The following is a 15,037-nucleotide window of genomic DNA, read 5'->3' on the forward strand; positions in this document are numbered from 1 at the left end:
TCGTCCGCTGACCACAAGGGGAGAAGGCCCGACTGAGGCTTTGGGGGCTACCACAAATCGAGCCCGGTCTTTGCGTCGGAACGAGACGCAAGCTGAGGCAAGGCTTTGGCATCTGCTGAGGGATCGCCGGCTGGTTGGTTTCAAGTTCAGGCGGCAGGTCCCGATTGGCCCGTACTTCGCGGATTTTGCCTGCTACGAGGGACGTCTCGTCGTTGAGCTCGATGGCAGCCAGCATTTCGAAAGCGCACGGGACGTGCGTCGCGACGAGGAGTTGCGCCGTCGTGGCTTCGAGGTACTGCGGGTCTGGAACAGCGAACTCAGCGACAACCGCGATGGCGTGCTGGAAGCGATCTTGAATTTGCTGGCGGAGCGTGCTGCCCCACCCTCATCCGCCCTTCGGGCACCTTCTCCCATCAAGGGAGAAGGCCCGACTGAGATGCTGGTGGAGGACCCTTCTCCCCTTGTGGGAGAAGGTGCCCAACGGGCGGATGAGGGGGAGGCCACACGATGACTCTCTCTGCCGCCACCCTAACATCCTTCCTCGCCGCCCACCCCGCGACCATCGTCGCCGAGCTCACCGCCGTGCGCGGCTCGTCCCCCCGCGAAGCCGGCACGTTCATGCTGATCTCCGAGGACGCGCAGGTTGGGACCATCGGGGGCGGGGCGCTCGAGTATATGGTGATCGACCGGGCGCGGCAGGTGCTGCGGGCCGGTGAGCATGAGGACAGCCTCGATATTCCGCTCGGGCCCGAGATCGGCCAGTGCTGCGGCGGGCGGGTGGATGTGGCGCTGAAGCGGGTGACACCGGCCGAGACGCGGCGGATGGTTGAAAAGCTCGAGGCCGAGGCGGCGGCGCGGCCGCATGTCTATCTGTTCGGCTCCGGCCATGTCGGGCATGCCCTGGCCCGTGCGCTTTCGGCGCTGCCGCTCAAGGTGCACGTGGTCGATACCAGGCCGGGCGAGCTCACCAACCTGCCCGAGAACGTCGAAACCCACGCCGTGGCGATGCCCGAAGCAGTGGTGCGCTCGGCCCCCGCGGGCAGCGCTTTCGTCATCCTGACGCATGACCATGCGCTCGATTTCCTGATCGCTGCCGAGGCGCTGCAGCGCGCCGATGCGCCCTATATCGGCATGGTCGGCTCGAAGACGAAGAAGGCGCGGTTCCGCTCCTGGTACCTGGGTGAAGGTTATCCGGCGGCGCCGCTCGACCGGCTGGTGCTGCCGATCGGCGGCCAGGCCTTTCCGCGGGGGATTGGGGACAAGCGGCCCGAGGTCATCGCGGCGCTGGCGGCAGCCGAGATTCTGGTCCACATTAGCCGGCGGGAAGTCGAAGATCTGAAGGCGCGGCCGGCCACCGTAACGAAGTCGGGAGCCGCTGTTGGACAGTAGCATCGCGCCGCGTCTGCAATTGACCGGTATCACCAAGCGCTTTCCCGGCGTCCTCGCCAATGACAGCGTTTCGTTTTCCGTCCTGCCCGGCGAAATCCACGCGCTGCTCGGCGAAAACGGCGCCGGCAAGTCGACGCTGGTCAAGATGATCTACGGGATCATGCAGCCCGATGCGGGCGAAGTCCGCTGGAACGGCCAAGCGCTCACCATCAGCAACCCCAAGGCGGCTCGCAAGCTCGGCATCGGCATGGTGTTCCAGCATTTCTCGCTGTTCGAAGCGATGACCGTGCTCGAGAACATTGCGCTGGGCATGGACGCCAAGATTCACGCCCGTGACCTCGAAGCGAGGATCCGCGAGGTGATGGACCAGTATGGGCTGAAGCTCGATCCGCACCGCACCGTCTCCACCCTGTCGGTGGGCGAGCGCCAGCGCATCGAAATCGTGCGGGCGCTGCTGCTCAACCCCAAGCTGCTGATCATGGACGAGCCGACCTCGGTGCTCACGCCGCAGGAGGTGGAGCAACTGTTCGTGGTGCTGCGCCAACTGGCGTCGGAGGGGTGTTCGATCCTCTACATTTCCCACAAGCTGCACGAGATCAAAGCGCTGTGCGATACGGCGACGATCCTGCGCGGCGGCAAGCTGGTCGATACCTGCGATCCCAAGGTCGAGACCTCGCGCTCGATGGCCGAAAAGATGATCGGCGCCGGGTTGAAGGAGATCACCAAGCCGGCTGGCCGGTCGCTGGGCCGGGAGAAGCTGGTGGTCAACCGGCTATCGGTCCCCGGCGCCGGGCCGTTCGGCATCGCGCTCAAGGACATCACCTTCACTGTCAGGGGAGGCGAGATCTTCGGCATCGCCGGCGTCGCCGGGAACGGCCAGAACGCCCTGCTGCTGGCGCTGTCGGGCGAAGTGCTGTCGGGCGACCCCGAATCCATCACTATCGACGGCGCGCCGGTCGGCCAGCTGCAGGCAAAGTCGCGGCGGCTCAAGGGGCTGGCCAGCGTGCCGGAAGAGCGCAACGGCCATGCCGCGGTGCCGGAGTTCAGCCTCGCCGACAATACCATCCTCACCGCCCGTGACCGGCTCGGCATGGTCAGTGCCGGGCTGATCAAGGCCGGTGCGGCGAGGACCTATGCCGGTGAGGTGATCACCGCGTTTGCCGTCAAGGCGCTGGGGCCGGCCGCCACGGCGGGTTCGCTCTCAGGCGGGAACCTGCAGAAATACATCATGGGCCGGGAAATCCTGCAGAAGCCCGCGGTGCTGGTGGTCAGCCAGCCGACCTGGGGCGTCGATGCCGGGGCGGGGGCGGCGATCCACCAGGCGATCGTCGATCTCGCGGTTGCGGGTTCCGCGGTGGTGGTGATCAGCCAGGATCTCGATGAACTGCTGTCGCTGTGCGACACGCTGGCGGTGATCAACGAGGGGCGGCTGTCGCGACCGATAGAGGTCGCCGGCGCCGATATCGAGGAGATCGGCTTGTTGATGGGCGGCATCCACGGCGAGGCGCCGGCGACCCCGACTGCGGAGCTGGAGTTGGCCGATGCGCATTAAACTCGAAAAGCGCCAGGAGCCGAGCAAGCTGATGCAGGTGGTGACGCCGATCGCCTCGGTGTTGCTCACCATGCTGGTTGGCGTCGTGGTGTTCGACCTGCTCGGCATCGACGGCCAGCGGGCGGTGATCGATATCTTCCTCACCCCGCTGCTCGCCTCCTACAAGTGGCAGGACGTGGCGGTCAAAGCCGCACCGCTGATCATCATCGCTCTCGGCCTTTCCATCGGCAACCGCGCCAATGTCTGGAATATCGGCGCCGAAGGGCAGTACATCATCGGCGCGCTCTGCGCCGCCGGTGTCGGTCTCGCGGCGGGAACGGCCGGCGGGCCGATCGTCATCGTCATCATGATTCTTGCCGGCATGGTCGGCGGCAGCGCCTGGGCTGCGGTTCCGGCGGCGCTCAGGACCCGCTTCGGGGTCAACGAGATCCTCTCGAGCCTGATGCTCACCTACGTTGCGTTGCAGGTATTGAGCTACCTGGTCGGCGGCCCGTGGAAGGACCCCAATGGCCGCAATTTCCCTGCCACCGCGCCGCTGCAACCGGACCAGACGTTGCCGATCCTGTTTTCCGGCACCACGGTCCATCTCGGTGTCGCCATCGCCGTTGTGCTGCCGTTCGTGTTCTGGCTGCTGATGTCGCGCTCGGTGTTCGGCTACCAGATCCGCGTCGTCGGTTCGGCGCCCAATGCCGCGCGCCATGGCGGGTTCGACGGCAACCAGACGGTCTGGCTCGCCATGCTGATCGGCGGCGGCATGGCCGGGCTCGCCGGTGCACTGGAGTTCGCGGGGGCGCTGAAGGCGATCAATCTCGGCTTTCCCTCCGGCTACGGCTTCACGGCCATCATCGTGTCGTTCCTCGGCCGGCTGCATCCCATCGGCTGCCTGATCGCCGGCATCGTGCTTGCCGTCACCTATGTGGGCGGGCAGGTGGCGCAGACCACGGTGCACATTCCCAACGCCACGGCCGGCATCTTCCAGGCGATGATGCTGTTCTTCATCCTCGCGAGCGACATTTTCGTGCGTTATCGCGTGCGCTTCATCCGGTCGGCCAAGGCCGTCGTGCAGCCGGCGCCGGGGGAATAGGCCATGGATTTCCTCATCGCGGCCATCATCACCATCGTCGGCATTTCCACTCCGATCCTGTTGGCCGGGCTTGGCGAGCTGGTGGTCGAAAAGTCCGGTGTGCTCAACCTCGGCGTCGAAGGCATGATGCTGGTCGGGGCCATCGCCGGCTTTGCCGCCACTGTGCTCACCGGCAACCCGTGGCTGGGGGTGATCGGCGCCGCCGTTGCCGGCGCGCTTGCCGCGTCGCTGTTCGGCTTTTTCGTCCTGACGCTCAATTCGAACCAGGTGGCGACGGGGCTGGCGCTCACCATTTTCGGCACCGGGCTCAGCTCGCTGATCGGGCTCAGCTTCGTCGGCCGGATCGTGCCGCAGTTCGGCTCGGTGTTTCCGCCGGAGCTGGCGCGCGACCCGATCCTCAAGGTGCTCTTCGGCTATTCGCCGGTGGTGTATTTCGCGCTGATCATGGTGTTCGCGGTCGGCTGGTTCCTCAAGTCGACGCGTGCCGGGCTGATCCTCAGGGCCGTCGGCGAGAACGACCTCAGCGCCCATTCGATCGGCTATTCGGTGATCGGCGTGCGTTACGCCGCGGTGGCCTTCGGTGGAGCCATGGCAGGGATCGGCGGGGCATATTTCTCCATGGTGATCACCCCGATGTGGGCTGAGCGGATGACCGCCGGGCGCGGCTGGATCGCGCTGGCGCTGGTGGTGTTCGCCGGTTGGCGGGCCGGGCGGCTGCTGGTCGGCGCGATCTTTTTCGGCGTGCTGATGTGGATGGAGCTCAACGCCAAGGCCGGCGGGCTCTCGTTCCTGTCGTTCGCCCAGTACATCCCGTCGCAATTCTGGGCGGCCATGCCCTACCTGATGACCGTTGTGGTGCTGACGCTGATCTCCATGCGGGATCGGGTCGGCCTCAACGCGCCTGCTTGCCTCGGCAAGCCCTTTCTTCCCGCAACGTAGAAACGCCAACAACGTAACAGGAGACGTCCATGGCAAATCTCAATCGCCGCCACTTCATCGCTGCCGCAGGTGCGGCCGCCGCGGCCGTGCCGCTCGCCGGCAGCGCCGCCTTCGCCCAGGAAAAGATCAAGATCGGCTTCATCTTCCTCGGGCCGATCGGCGACTATGGCTGGACCTGGGCGCACAACAAGGGCCGCGAGGCGGTCGATGCGGCGCTCGGTGACAAGGTCGAGACGATCTATGTCGAGAACGTCGCCGAGGATGCTTCGGCCATTCCGCTGATCCGCGACCTGGCCCAGCAGGGCTGCAAGCTGATCTTCACCACCTCCTACGGCTACATGGACCAGACCATTGCGGTCGCGGCCGAGTTCCCGGACGTGAAGTTCGAGCACTGCACGGGCTTCAAGCGCGCCGATAACGTCGCGACCTACAACTCCAAGTTCCACGAAGGGCGTGCCGTGCTCGGCACCATCTCGGGCAAGATGAGCAAGTCGGGTACGCTCGGCTATCTCGGCTCTTACAAGGTGCCGGAAGTGGTGCTGGGCGTGAACTCGTTCCTGCTCTCGGCGCAGAAGCAGAACCCGGATGCCAAGCTGAAACTGGTGTTCATCGACAGCTGGTTCGATCCCCCGAAGGAGGCCGCGGCCACCGAGACGCTGATCAACCTCGGCTGCGATATCGTCACCACCCACACCGACAGCCCGGCAGCGCTGCAGATTCTCGAGCAGAAGGGTCTCTATGGCTTCGGCCAGGGCGCCGACATGTCATCGTTCGCGCCGAACGCCCACCTCACCGCGATCGAGGACATTTGGGGGCCGTACTATATCGAGCGCGTGCAGGCGATCATCGACGGCACCTGGGCGTCGGCCGACACCTGGGACGGCATGAAGGAAGGCACCGTGGTGATCTCGCCCTATAACAAGGCGGTTCCTGCCGACGTCGTGGCGCTCGCCGATGGCGTGCAGGCCGGCTACAAGGACGGCAGCTTCGACATTTTCACCGGCCCGATCTACGACCAGGATGGCAACCTCAAGGTCGAGGAAGGCAAGGTCATGACCATGGCCGAGCTCGCCGTCATCGACTGGTTCGTCAAGGGCGTCGAAAGCGCCGCGTAAGCAGACTATGAATCGGGAAGGGGCGGGCGCGAGTCCGCCTCTTTTCACGCGGACTGGGCACCAGCCGCGATACAACCACAGGCGTCATTCCCGCGCAGGCGGGAACCTCGTGCGGACTAACCTCCCCGCCGGCGCCTGTCGCACGATCCCACTGGGTTCCCGCCTGCGCGGGAATGACGCTGGTGGGTGTGGCAAGAAGCTAGGGCTACTGAAGCGATGACCGACTACGCAATCTTCTGGGAATGGCTGAGTTTCGCGGTGCGCTGGACGCATGTGATCACCGCCATCGCCTGGATCGGTTCCAGCTTCTACTTCATCGCGCTGGACCTGGGGTTGCGGAAGACGCCGAGCCTGCCGCCGCTTGCCCATGGCGAGGAGTGGCAGGTGCATGGCGGCGGCTTCTACCACATCCAGAAATACCTGGTGGCGCCGGAGTTCCTCCCCGAGCACCTGACCTGGTTCAAGTGGGAGAGCTATTTCACCTGGATTTCCGGGTTCATGCTGCTGGTGGTCGTCTACTATTTCGGCGCCGACCTGTTCCTCGTCGACCGGCATGTGCTCGATCTGCAGGCCTGGCAGGCGATCCTGATCTCGCTGGGCTCGATCGTGCTGGGCTGGGTGCTTTACGACACGCTCTGCAAATCGCCGATCGGCAACTCGACCGGCGGGCTGATGGTGGTGCTGTTCGCCATCCTCACCGCGATGAGCTGGGCCTATACGCAGGTGTTCACCGGCCGCGCTGCGATGCTGCATATGGGCGCTTTCACCGCGACGATCATGGCGGCGAACGTCGCGATGATCATCATCCCCAACCAGAAGATCGTGGTGGCGGATCTGAAGGCGGGGAGGGTGCCCGACGCCAAGTACGGCAAGATCGCGAAGCAACGCTCGCTGCACAATAACTACCTCACCCTGCCGGTGATCTTCTTCATGCTCAGTAGCCACTACCCGCTGGCCTTCGCCACGCCGTGGAACTGGCTGATCGCCTCGCTGATCTTCCTCGAGGGCGTGCTGATCCGGCACTTCTTCAACACAAGGCACGGCCGCAAGGGCAACCCGACCTGGGTGTGGCCGCTGGTGATCGTGATCTTCCTCCTCTGTGCCTGGCTGTCGAGCGGCCCAAAGCTGCCGACCGGGGCCGAGACCGCCCCCTCGCCGCAGGCAACGCTCCTGATGCAGTCGCCGCATTTCAAGGCTGCGTCCGAGGTGGTGCAGGGCCGTTGCAGCATGTGCCATACCGCCGAGCCGGTGTGGGAGGGCATCGCCGAGGCGCCCAGGAATGTCATTCTCGACAATGACATCGCCATCGCCAACCACGCCGAGCAGGTGGCGATCCAGGCCGGCTACTCACACGCCATGCCGCCGGGTAACGTCACCGACATGACCGACGAGGAGCGGGCGCTGCTGGTGGCATGGTTCCGCGGGGACGCGCAGTGATTATCCCGTCTGACGAGGTGGGCTTTCGTATCCTGCGCGGCCGCGTGCTGACATTTGTCAGTGAGCCCCAGGGACGTGATGACCACAGCAGCTATCGCTATATCGAGAACGGCTTCGTGGTCATCGATGCCCATAGTGGCGAGATCCTGATGGTGGACGAGTGGCGAGACGACCAGCCTCCTCCGCGGTCCGACGCCAAAATCGAGATCATCGATCATCGCCCGAACCTGATCCTGCCCGGTTTCATCGATCCGCATATCCATTTCCCGCAGATGCAGGTGATCGGCGCCTATGCGGCGGCGCTGCTCGAATGGCTCAACACCTACACCTTCGTCGAGGAGCAGCGCTTCGGCGACGAGGCGCATGCCACCCGCATCGCCTCGCGCTTCTTCGACGAACTGGTCCGGCATGGCACCACCACGGCCGCCGCCTATTGCTCGGTGCACCCGCAATCGGTCGATGCATTTTTCGGCGAGGCCGAAAAGCGCAACATGCTGATGGTGGGCGGCAAGGTGATGATGGACCGCAACGCGCCGCCCGGGCTCTGCGATACGCCGCAATCCGGCTACGACGACACCAAGGCCGGCATCGCCAAGTGGCATGGGCGGGGCAGGGCGCATTACGCCATCACGCCGCGCTTCGCCATCACCTCGACGCATGAGCAGATGGCGATGGCCGAGGCGCTGGCGCGGGAATTCCCCGACCTCCACATCCAGACCCATGTGTCGGAGAACCTCGCCGAGATCGCCTATGCCAACGAGCTCTACCCGAACTATGGCGACTATGTCGGGATCTACGAGAAGTTCCACCTGCTCGGGCCGAAGACCCTGCTCGGCCACTGCATTCATCTCAGCCATCGCGAAACCGAGGTGATCTCGGAGACGCGTTCGGTGGCGGTGTTCTGCCCGACCTCCAACCTGTTCATCGGTTCGGGCCTGTTCGACTATGAGCGCCAGCATGAGCGCGGCGTGCGCATCGCCACCGCCACCGATGTGGGCGGCGGCAGCTCCTATTCGATGCTCAGGACCATGGACGAGGGCTACAAGGTGATGCAGTTGCGCGGGCAGCGGCTCACCCCGTTCCGCTCGTTCTTCCACATGACGCTGGGCAATGCCCGGGCGATGAGCCTCGAGGGCCGCATCGGCTCGCTCGAGCCGGGCAAGGAAGCCGATATCGTGGTGCTCAACTCCGGCGCCACGCCGCAGATGGCGCTGCGCATGGAGACTTGCGGCTCGCTCGAGCAGGAACTGTTCCTGTTACAGACCTGCGGCGACGACCGGGCGGTGGTCGAAACCTACGTGATGGGCAAGCCGATGAAATCGGCACTCGCGGCGTGAGCCGAAGGTGACGCCGATTGCGCTGTTTGGGGGATTGCGCTGGGTCGGAAAAACGGTGATGCCGTTCCTGAAGAGGGGCATGTCCACGGCCGTCATTCCCGCGAAGGCGGGACCTAGTGCGGGGTCGCCACCCGCTCGGCGCTTGGATATATCCCACTGGGTTCCCGCCTTCGCGGGAATGACGCCGGTGGATGAACGAAGGAACTGACATGGCTGACTACATCGAGAAATCCGGCCTGAAGGTCGATCGACTGCTGGTGGATTTCGTCGAGCAGGAAGCTATTCCCGGCACTGCCGTATCGGCCGAGCAGTTCTGGAATGGGCTCGCCGGGTTGGTGCGGGATTTCGCGCCGCGCAACCGCGAGCTCCTGGCGATCCGCGACCGGATCCAGACGCAGATCGACGATTGGCACAAGGCCAATGGGCCGGTCGGCGCTGATCCCGCGAAGTATCAGGCCTTCCTTAAGGAGATCGGCTACCTCGTTGCCGAACCGGCCGATTTCACCATCGAGACCAGTGGGCTCGACCCCGAGATTTCCTCGATCTGCGGGCCGCAGCTGGTGGTGCCGGTGTCGAACGCGCGCTACGCGCTGAACGCCGCCAATGCCCGCTGGGGCAGCCTTTACGATGCGCTCTATGGCACCGACGCGATCTCGCGCGACGGCGAACTGGCGCCCGGCAAGGGGCTGAACCCGGCCCGTGCCGAGGCCGTTGTCGCCCGCGCGGCGGAGTTCCTCGATGCCTCGTTCCCGCTGGCTTCGGGCAGCCATCGCGATGTTACCGGCTATCATGTGATCAAGGATGGCGAGCGTCGCGTGTTCGTCGCCGACACCGCGGCCGGCCGTGTGAACCTCAAGGACCCCGCGCAGTTCGTCGGCTATGGCGGCACGCAGGAGCGCGGCGAGCTGGTGCTGCGCCACAATGGCCTGCATGTCATCCTGATCATCGATCCCGCAAGCCGGATCGGGGCGACGCACAGGGCTGGGCTCAGCGATCTGATCGTCGAGTCGGCCCTGACCACCATCCAGGACTGCGAGGATTCGGTCGCGGCGGTCGATGCCGAGGATAAGGTCGGGGTCTATCGCAACTGGCTCGGGCTGATGAACGGCACCCTGAGCGAGACTTTTGAAAAGGGCGGCAAGCCGCTCACCCGCAAGCTCAATGCCGACCGGCAGTACAAGGATGCCACCGGCCAGCCGCTCACGCTGAAGGGCAGGGCGCTGCTGCTGGTGCGCAATGTCGGCCACCTGATGACCACGAAGGCCGTGCTCGACCCTCAGGGACAGCCGATCGGTGAAGGGCTGATGGATGCGGCGATCACCGCGCTCTGCGCGCTCTCGGACAAGGTCAACTCGACCACTGGCGCCATCTATGTGGTGAAGCCCAAGATGCACGGGCCGGACGAGGTTGCCTTCGCCTGCGAGATCTTTGCCGCGGTCGAAAAGCTGCTCGGACTGAAGCCCGAGACCATCAAGATCGGCATCATGGATGAGGAGCGGCGCACCTCCGCCAACCTCAAGGCCGCCATCCATGCCGCCCGCAAGCGGGTGTTCTTCATCAATACCGGCTTCCTCGATCGCACCGGCGACGAGATCCACACCTCGATGCTGGCAGGCCCGGTGCTGCGCAAGGACGACGTCAAGGCGGAGAAATGGATCCAGTCCTATGAGGATCGGAACGTACTGATCGGGCTTGCTGCGGGCTTCTCGGGCAAGGCGCAGATCGGCAAGGGCATGTGGGCGCGGCCCGACGACATGGCAGCGATGCTGGCGTCGAAGGCCGCGCATCCCAATGCCGGCGCCAACACCGCCTGGGTGCCGTCGCCGACCGCGGCGACGCTGCATGCACTGCACTACCACCAGATCGATGTGTTCGAAGCGCAGAAGCGCCGGCACAACCAGGCGACGCCGGGGCTCGGTGAGTTGTTCTCGATGCCGGTGCTGGATGCCTCGACGCTCGACAAGGCGGCGGTGCTGCGCGAACTCGACAACAATGCGCAGGGTATTCTCGGCTATGTGGTGCGCTGGGTCGATCAGGGCGTCGGCTGCTCCAAGGTGCCCGATATCAACAATGTCGGGCTGATGGAGGACCGCGCCACCTGCCGCATCTCCTCGCAGGCCGTGGCCAACTGGCTGAAGCACGGGCTGGTCAGCGCAGCCGAGGTAAAGGCCTCGTTCGAAAAGATGGCGGCGGTGGTCGACGGGCAGAATGCCGGCGATCCGCTGTACCGGCCGATGGCGGGGAATTTCGGGACGTCGATCGCCTATCAGGCAGCGCTCGACCTGGCGCTCGAGGGCGCGGTGCAGCCGTCGGGGTATACCGAGCCGATCCTCCATGCGGCGCGCGAGCGGGTTAAGGCGGGGGTGTAGCTTCGGCTACCTCTACCGCTGGGAAGAGGCTGATGGCCCACCGCAGCTTCATCACACTCGTTGTCATCCCAGCGAAAGCTGGGACCCAACTATCGGCTGGCGCGGGGCGGTGAGATGGGTCCCAGCTTTCGCTGGGATGACAGCCGGTGGGTGTCGGAGTTTGGTGGGGCGAACCCCATTCTCTGATGGTTCCCCACTTCCCTTCTCCCCTCAGGGGAGAAGGTGGCGCGTAGCGCCGGTTGAGGGGTGAAGCGGCTCAACACGCGCTCGCTGAGAAGCCGAACCCCTCACCCAAGTTCCGCTACGGACCTTCGGTCCTAGCTCCACTACCCTCTCCCCTCAGGGGCGAGGGGGCCCGAATGCGGGCTCGGTGCCTACACTCTATCCAGCTCCACCACCGGCAGATGAATCGCGCTCGGATGCGCCGGGTCGTGGAAGATTTCGATATCCGCCGACGCCAGGTGCGAGGCCTCTCCCAGCGCCTCATCAGTCCCGGTGTTTCTCGCGTAGCGGGGGTGGGCGCCGCTGGCGACGATGACGCGCAGCCGGTGGTTGCGGTTGAAGCGGTGGGCGGTGGCGTGCATGCGGAAGTTCAGCTTCCAGATGTCGTCGGGCACCGCCGGGTCGGCCGAGGTCTTGCGGATGATGCCGTCGCAGATATTGATCGACAGGCCCTTCTCGTCGACATCGCAGAGCCGCACGAAGAAATCGGTGTTGGGGAGGCTCGAGCGCGCGTGGAGCGCGATCCGCACCTGACCGAGGATGGTGATGGGGTTGAACAGCGGCTCGGAGGTATAGACCAGCACGTCGTCGCGCTTTTCGAGCGGCGCGTTGTCGACCGGCCCGGCGCCGTTGAAGGCGAACATGGCGCCGCCGATCGAAGGCGTCGGGAGGGCCGGGTCGTAGGTGTAGGTATCGGGCGCCGAGGCGCGGACGGGGCGCTGCGACAGCACCTTGTCGGGGTGGATGTGCCAGATCTGGCTCTCCGCCTGCACCGGCGGATAGCTGTCGAACTCACGCCACTCATTGAGCCCGCCGATGTAGAGCCGCACCGGCTTGGCCCTGAGGCTGCTGGCGTCGCCTAGCAGCTTGGCGTTCATCCATTCGAGCGTCTGCTTGACGCTTTCCATCTGCAAGTCCGAGCTGACGTGGAACCACGGCCCGATGGTGAGTTGCGGGGTGTGGCCGGCATCCACCAGCGTCGCGTAATCGCGCAATAGCTGGTCGAGCATGAAATCGTACCAGCCCGAGGTGAAGCTCACCGGCGGCGTCCGGGTGTTGAGCCGGTGGGTATGGTCGAGAGGCTGCCAGAAGGCGTCGTTGCCGATGGCCTCGTCCATCCAGCGCCGCCAGAACGGCACCTCGCGGCCGGTGACGCGCTTGTCGGCATCACGCAACGGCAGCTTCATGGTGGCGCGCAGCGTCGTGCGTTCGATGCCGCCGGTGAACATGCGCTGCGCCGTGCGCATCGGGTTGCCCCGCAGGCCCTCGACCGTCTGGATCCAGCTCAGCCACAGGCCGACCGCCAGCCCGCCACCGGGAAAGACGATGGAGCGGAACTCGGCGCTGGTCACCTTGATCGCCATGGCGGATTGTTTGGGCAGCGCATCGCAGATCGCCCATTGCGCGTAGCCGAGATAGCTCGGGCCCGAGGTGCCGAGCCGGCCATCGAACCAGGGCTGCGCCTTGATCCAGTCGATGGTTGCGAGCCCGTCGTCGCGCTCATGCCCGAACGGATCGAACTCGCCTTCCGACTTGTCGGTGCCGCGGCAGGCCTGCAGCACGACGTGAAAGCCGCGCTCGGCATAGACTTCGCCGATGGTCGCAAAGCCTGAGAGCCCATAGGGCTCGCGCATCAGGATGGTCGGGTGCTTGCCGGGCAGCTTGGGCGCAAAATGCTCGGTCGCCAGCGTCACGCCGTCATACATCGGCACCCGGATATTGCGGGTGCGGACGATCCCGCACTTGCGCCTGGGCAGCTTATAGAGGTCGGCAAGAAACCGGCTGGCAAAGCTCATCGGACGAAGTCGAACTTGTCCACGTCGAACAGCCCCCGGTCGGTCATCTTCAGGTGCGGGATCACCGGCAGGGCGAGGAACGCCACCTGCAGGAACGGCTCGGGCAGGGTGCAGCCGAGGTCGTAGGCGGCCTGGCGCAGGTGATGCAGCTTATCGGCAACCGTCTCGAAGCTGAGCAGACTCATCAACCCGGCGATCGGCAGCGCCAGTTCGGCGGTAACCCGGCCGCCATCGGCGACGGCGAAGCCACCACCGAGCTCGATCAGCCGGTTGACCGCCACAGCCATGTCCTCGTCGTCGACGCCGACCACGGTGATGTTGTGGCTGTCATGGCCGACCGACGAGGCGATGGCGCCGCGTTTCAGTCCGAACCCGGTGGTGAAGCTCAGCGCGACATTACCGTTGATGCCGTGCCGCTCGATCACCCCGATCTTGATCACGTCGTTGTCGATATCGGGCAGAGTGCCCTTGTCGGAAACTTCCAGCGTCGCCGTCTCGCGATAGGTGAGGATCAGCCCCGGCCGCACCCCGATGACGGGCGTTTCGTTCTGTCTGGGGTTGGGCGGCACGATGAAGGTCGAGGGGCCGACGCGCCGAGCCTTCATCGAGGCCAGGCCGACGGGCGGCACCGGCTGGCGGGCTTCGAACAGCTCGGGCCGCACCAGCCGCCCGGCGGTGATCACCTCGGCGACGCGGCAGCCTTCGAGATCGTCGAGCAGCGCGATGTCGGCGCGATAGCCGGGGGCGACAAGGCCGCGATCCTTCAACCCGAAGATGCGGGCGGCGGAATGCGAAGCGGCGCGATAGACGTGATGCAGCGGCCGGCCGCGGCCAATCAGCCGGCGGATCGAGGAATCGAGGTGGCCTTCCTCGAGCGTGTCGAGCGGGTTGCGGTCGTCGGTGCAGAGCGCGACATAGGCCGAAGTGTTGGCATCGAGGATTTCGGCCAAGGCCTCGAGGTCCTTCGACACCGACCCCTCGCGGATCAGGATTGCCATGCCCTTCGAGAGTTTCTCGCGCGCTTCGACGGCGGTGGTCGACTCGTGGTCGGTGCGGATGCCGGCGGCGAGATAGCCGTTGAGCGCGAGGTCGGTGACCAGCGGGGCGTGGCCATCGATGTGCTCCCCCTGGAACGCCACGAGCTTGGCGATAATCCCCGGATCGCCCGCGAGGACTCCCGGATAATTCATCATCTCGGCAAGGCCGATGACCTGGCGGTGGTGGCGGAATTTTTCGAGGTCGGCGATTTCGAGCCGCGCCCCTGAGGTCTCATGCGGCGTTGCCGGCACGCAGGACGAGAGGTTGACCCGGATATCCATCACCGTGCGCTCGGCGCACTCGAGGAAATAGCGGATGCCGTCGGCGCCCAGCACGTTGGCGATCTCGTGCGGGTCGCAGATCACCGTAGTGACACCGTGCGGCAGCACGCAGCGATCAAACTCGAACGGCGTCACCAGCGAAGATTCGATGTGGAGGTGCGTATCGATGAAGCCGGGCACCGCGAAGCGGTTCTCGCCTTCGATCAGCGTCTTGCCGTTGTAATAGCCGTAGGTGCCGACGATGCGGTCGGCGACGATGGCGATGTCGGTGTGGGTGACCGAACCGGAGATGACGTCCAGGAGGCGGACGTTCTTGATCACCACATCGGCCGGAACCTCGCCGGCGCCCGCCTTGATCATGCGGGTGAGGAGCTCTGGTGAAATGGTCATGACGCGGCCGTGATCTGCATGTCCCAACGTCTTCGTTCAGCCGGTCACGGTCAAGTGGGGACGGAACTGCTCGGCGCCGGGGGCGTTG

The 15,037-nt window shown here is 65.2% G+C and carries 11 protein-coding genes; 9 read left to right on the plus strand and 2 right to left on the minus strand.

The window, feature by feature from the left end; translation table 11 throughout:
- Positions 1 to 40 precede the first annotated feature (40 nt).
- From AC1ROK_RS17380 to AC1ROK_RS17420, 9 genes are all read left to right on the plus strand, one after another.
- Positions 41 to 511 carry an endonuclease domain-containing protein gene (locus AC1ROK_RS17380; RefSeq protein WP_492849154.1) on the plus strand — a complete coding sequence of 157 codons (471 nt, stop codon included), beginning with the start codon at positions 41 to 43 and terminating at the stop codon, positions 509 to 511.
- Positions 508 to 1,389 (plus strand): xanthine dehydrogenase accessory protein XdhC, encoded by an 882-nt coding sequence (gene xdhC / locus AC1ROK_RS17385; RefSeq protein ID WP_492849156.1) that lies wholly within the window; start codon positions 508 to 510, stop codon positions 1,387 to 1,389. The genes AC1ROK_RS17380 and xdhC overlap by 4 nt, the downstream gene beginning before the upstream one ends.
- On the plus strand, positions 1,376 to 2,941 hold the full coding sequence (locus tag AC1ROK_RS17390; RefSeq protein ID WP_492849258.1) for an ABC transporter ATP-binding protein: 1,566 nt from the start codon (positions 1,376 to 1,378) through the stop codon (positions 2,939 to 2,941). The genes xdhC and AC1ROK_RS17390 overlap by 14 nt, the downstream gene beginning before the upstream one ends.
- Positions 2,931 to 4,025, plus strand: a complete 1,095-nt coding sequence (locus AC1ROK_RS17395) for an ABC transporter permease (protein WP_492849159.1) — start codon at positions 2,931 to 2,933, stop codon at positions 4,023 to 4,025. The genes AC1ROK_RS17390 and AC1ROK_RS17395 overlap by 11 nt, the downstream gene beginning before the upstream one ends.
- 3 nt (positions 4,026 to 4,028) lie before the next feature.
- Complete coding sequence (locus tag AC1ROK_RS17400) at positions 4,029 to 4,964, plus strand: ABC transporter permease (protein WP_492849162.1); 936 nt, start codon at positions 4,029 to 4,031, stop codon at positions 4,962 to 4,964.
- Between the two features lie 29 nt (positions 4,965 to 4,993).
- Positions 4,994 to 6,079, plus strand: coding sequence for a BMP family ABC transporter substrate-binding protein (locus AC1ROK_RS17405; RefSeq protein ID WP_492849163.1), 1,086 nt, complete (start codon positions 4,994 to 4,996; stop codon positions 6,077 to 6,079).
- A gap of 216 nt (positions 6,080 to 6,295) precedes the next feature.
- The gene (locus tag AC1ROK_RS17410; RefSeq protein WP_492849165.1) at positions 6,296 to 7,516 is read left to right on the plus strand and encodes a urate hydroxylase PuuD; all 1,221 of its coding nucleotides are present in this window, start codon (positions 6,296 to 6,298) and stop codon (positions 7,514 to 7,516) included.
- A 17-nt stretch (positions 7,517 to 7,533) separates the two neighbouring features.
- Positions 7,534 to 8,853 carry a guanine deaminase gene (gene guaD, locus AC1ROK_RS17415; RefSeq protein ID WP_492849260.1) on the plus strand — a complete coding sequence of 440 codons (1,320 nt, stop codon included), beginning with the start codon at positions 7,534 to 7,536 and terminating at the stop codon, positions 8,851 to 8,853.
- 209 nt (positions 8,854 to 9,062) lie between these two features.
- The gene (locus AC1ROK_RS17420) at positions 9,063 to 11,222 is read left to right on the plus strand and encodes a malate synthase G (RefSeq protein WP_492849167.1); all 2,160 of its coding nucleotides are present in this window, start codon (positions 9,063 to 9,065) and stop codon (positions 11,220 to 11,222) included.
- Between the two features lie 374 nt (positions 11,223 to 11,596).
- On the opposite strand, the gene AC1ROK_RS17425 is transcribed toward AC1ROK_RS17420, so the two are convergent.
- Positions 11,597 to 13,240, minus strand: a complete 1,644-nt coding sequence (locus tag AC1ROK_RS17425) for a CocE/NonD family hydrolase (protein ID WP_492849169.1) — start codon at positions 13,238 to 13,240, stop codon at positions 11,597 to 11,599.
- Complete coding sequence (gene ade, locus AC1ROK_RS17430) at positions 13,237 to 14,949, minus strand: adenine deaminase (RefSeq protein WP_492849171.1); 1,713 nt, start codon at positions 14,947 to 14,949, stop codon at positions 13,237 to 13,239. Before ade ends, AC1ROK_RS17425 begins: the two co-directional genes overlap by 4 nt.
- Positions 14,950 to 15,037: the final 88 nt, after the last annotated feature.

This window comes from Devosia sp. GW821-FHT12F11 (assembly GCF_058806655.1).

Bases quoted from the DNA above. Each gene is read 5' to 3' on its own strand.
- AC1ROK_RS17420 (WP_492849167.1), top strand. From the start codon at position 9,063: ATGGCTGACTACATCGAGAAATCCGGCCTGAAGGTCGATCGACTGCTG.
- xdhC (WP_492849156.1), top strand. From the start codon at position 508: ATGACTCTCTCTGCCGCCACCCTAACATCCTTCCTCGCCGCCCACCCC.
- AC1ROK_RS17400 (WP_492849162.1), top strand. From the start codon at position 4,029: ATGGATTTCCTCATCGCGGCCATCATCACCATCGTCGGCATTTCCACT.
- AC1ROK_RS17395 (WP_492849159.1), top strand. From the start codon at position 2,931: ATGCGCATTAAACTCGAAAAGCGCCAGGAGCCGAGCAAGCTGATGCAG.
- AC1ROK_RS17410 (WP_492849165.1), top strand. From the start codon at position 6,296: ATGACCGACTACGCAATCTTCTGGGAATGGCTGAGTTTCGCGGTGCGC.
- ade (WP_492849171.1), bottom strand. From the start codon at position 14,949: ATGACCATTTCACCAGAGCTCCTCACCCGCATGATCAAGGCGGGCGCC.
- AC1ROK_RS17425 (WP_492849169.1), bottom strand. From the start codon at position 13,240: ATGAGCTTTGCCAGCCGGTTTCTTGCCGACCTCTATAAGCTGCCCAGG.
- AC1ROK_RS17405 (WP_492849163.1), top strand. From the start codon at position 4,994: ATGGCAAATCTCAATCGCCGCCACTTCATCGCTGCCGCAGGTGCGGCC.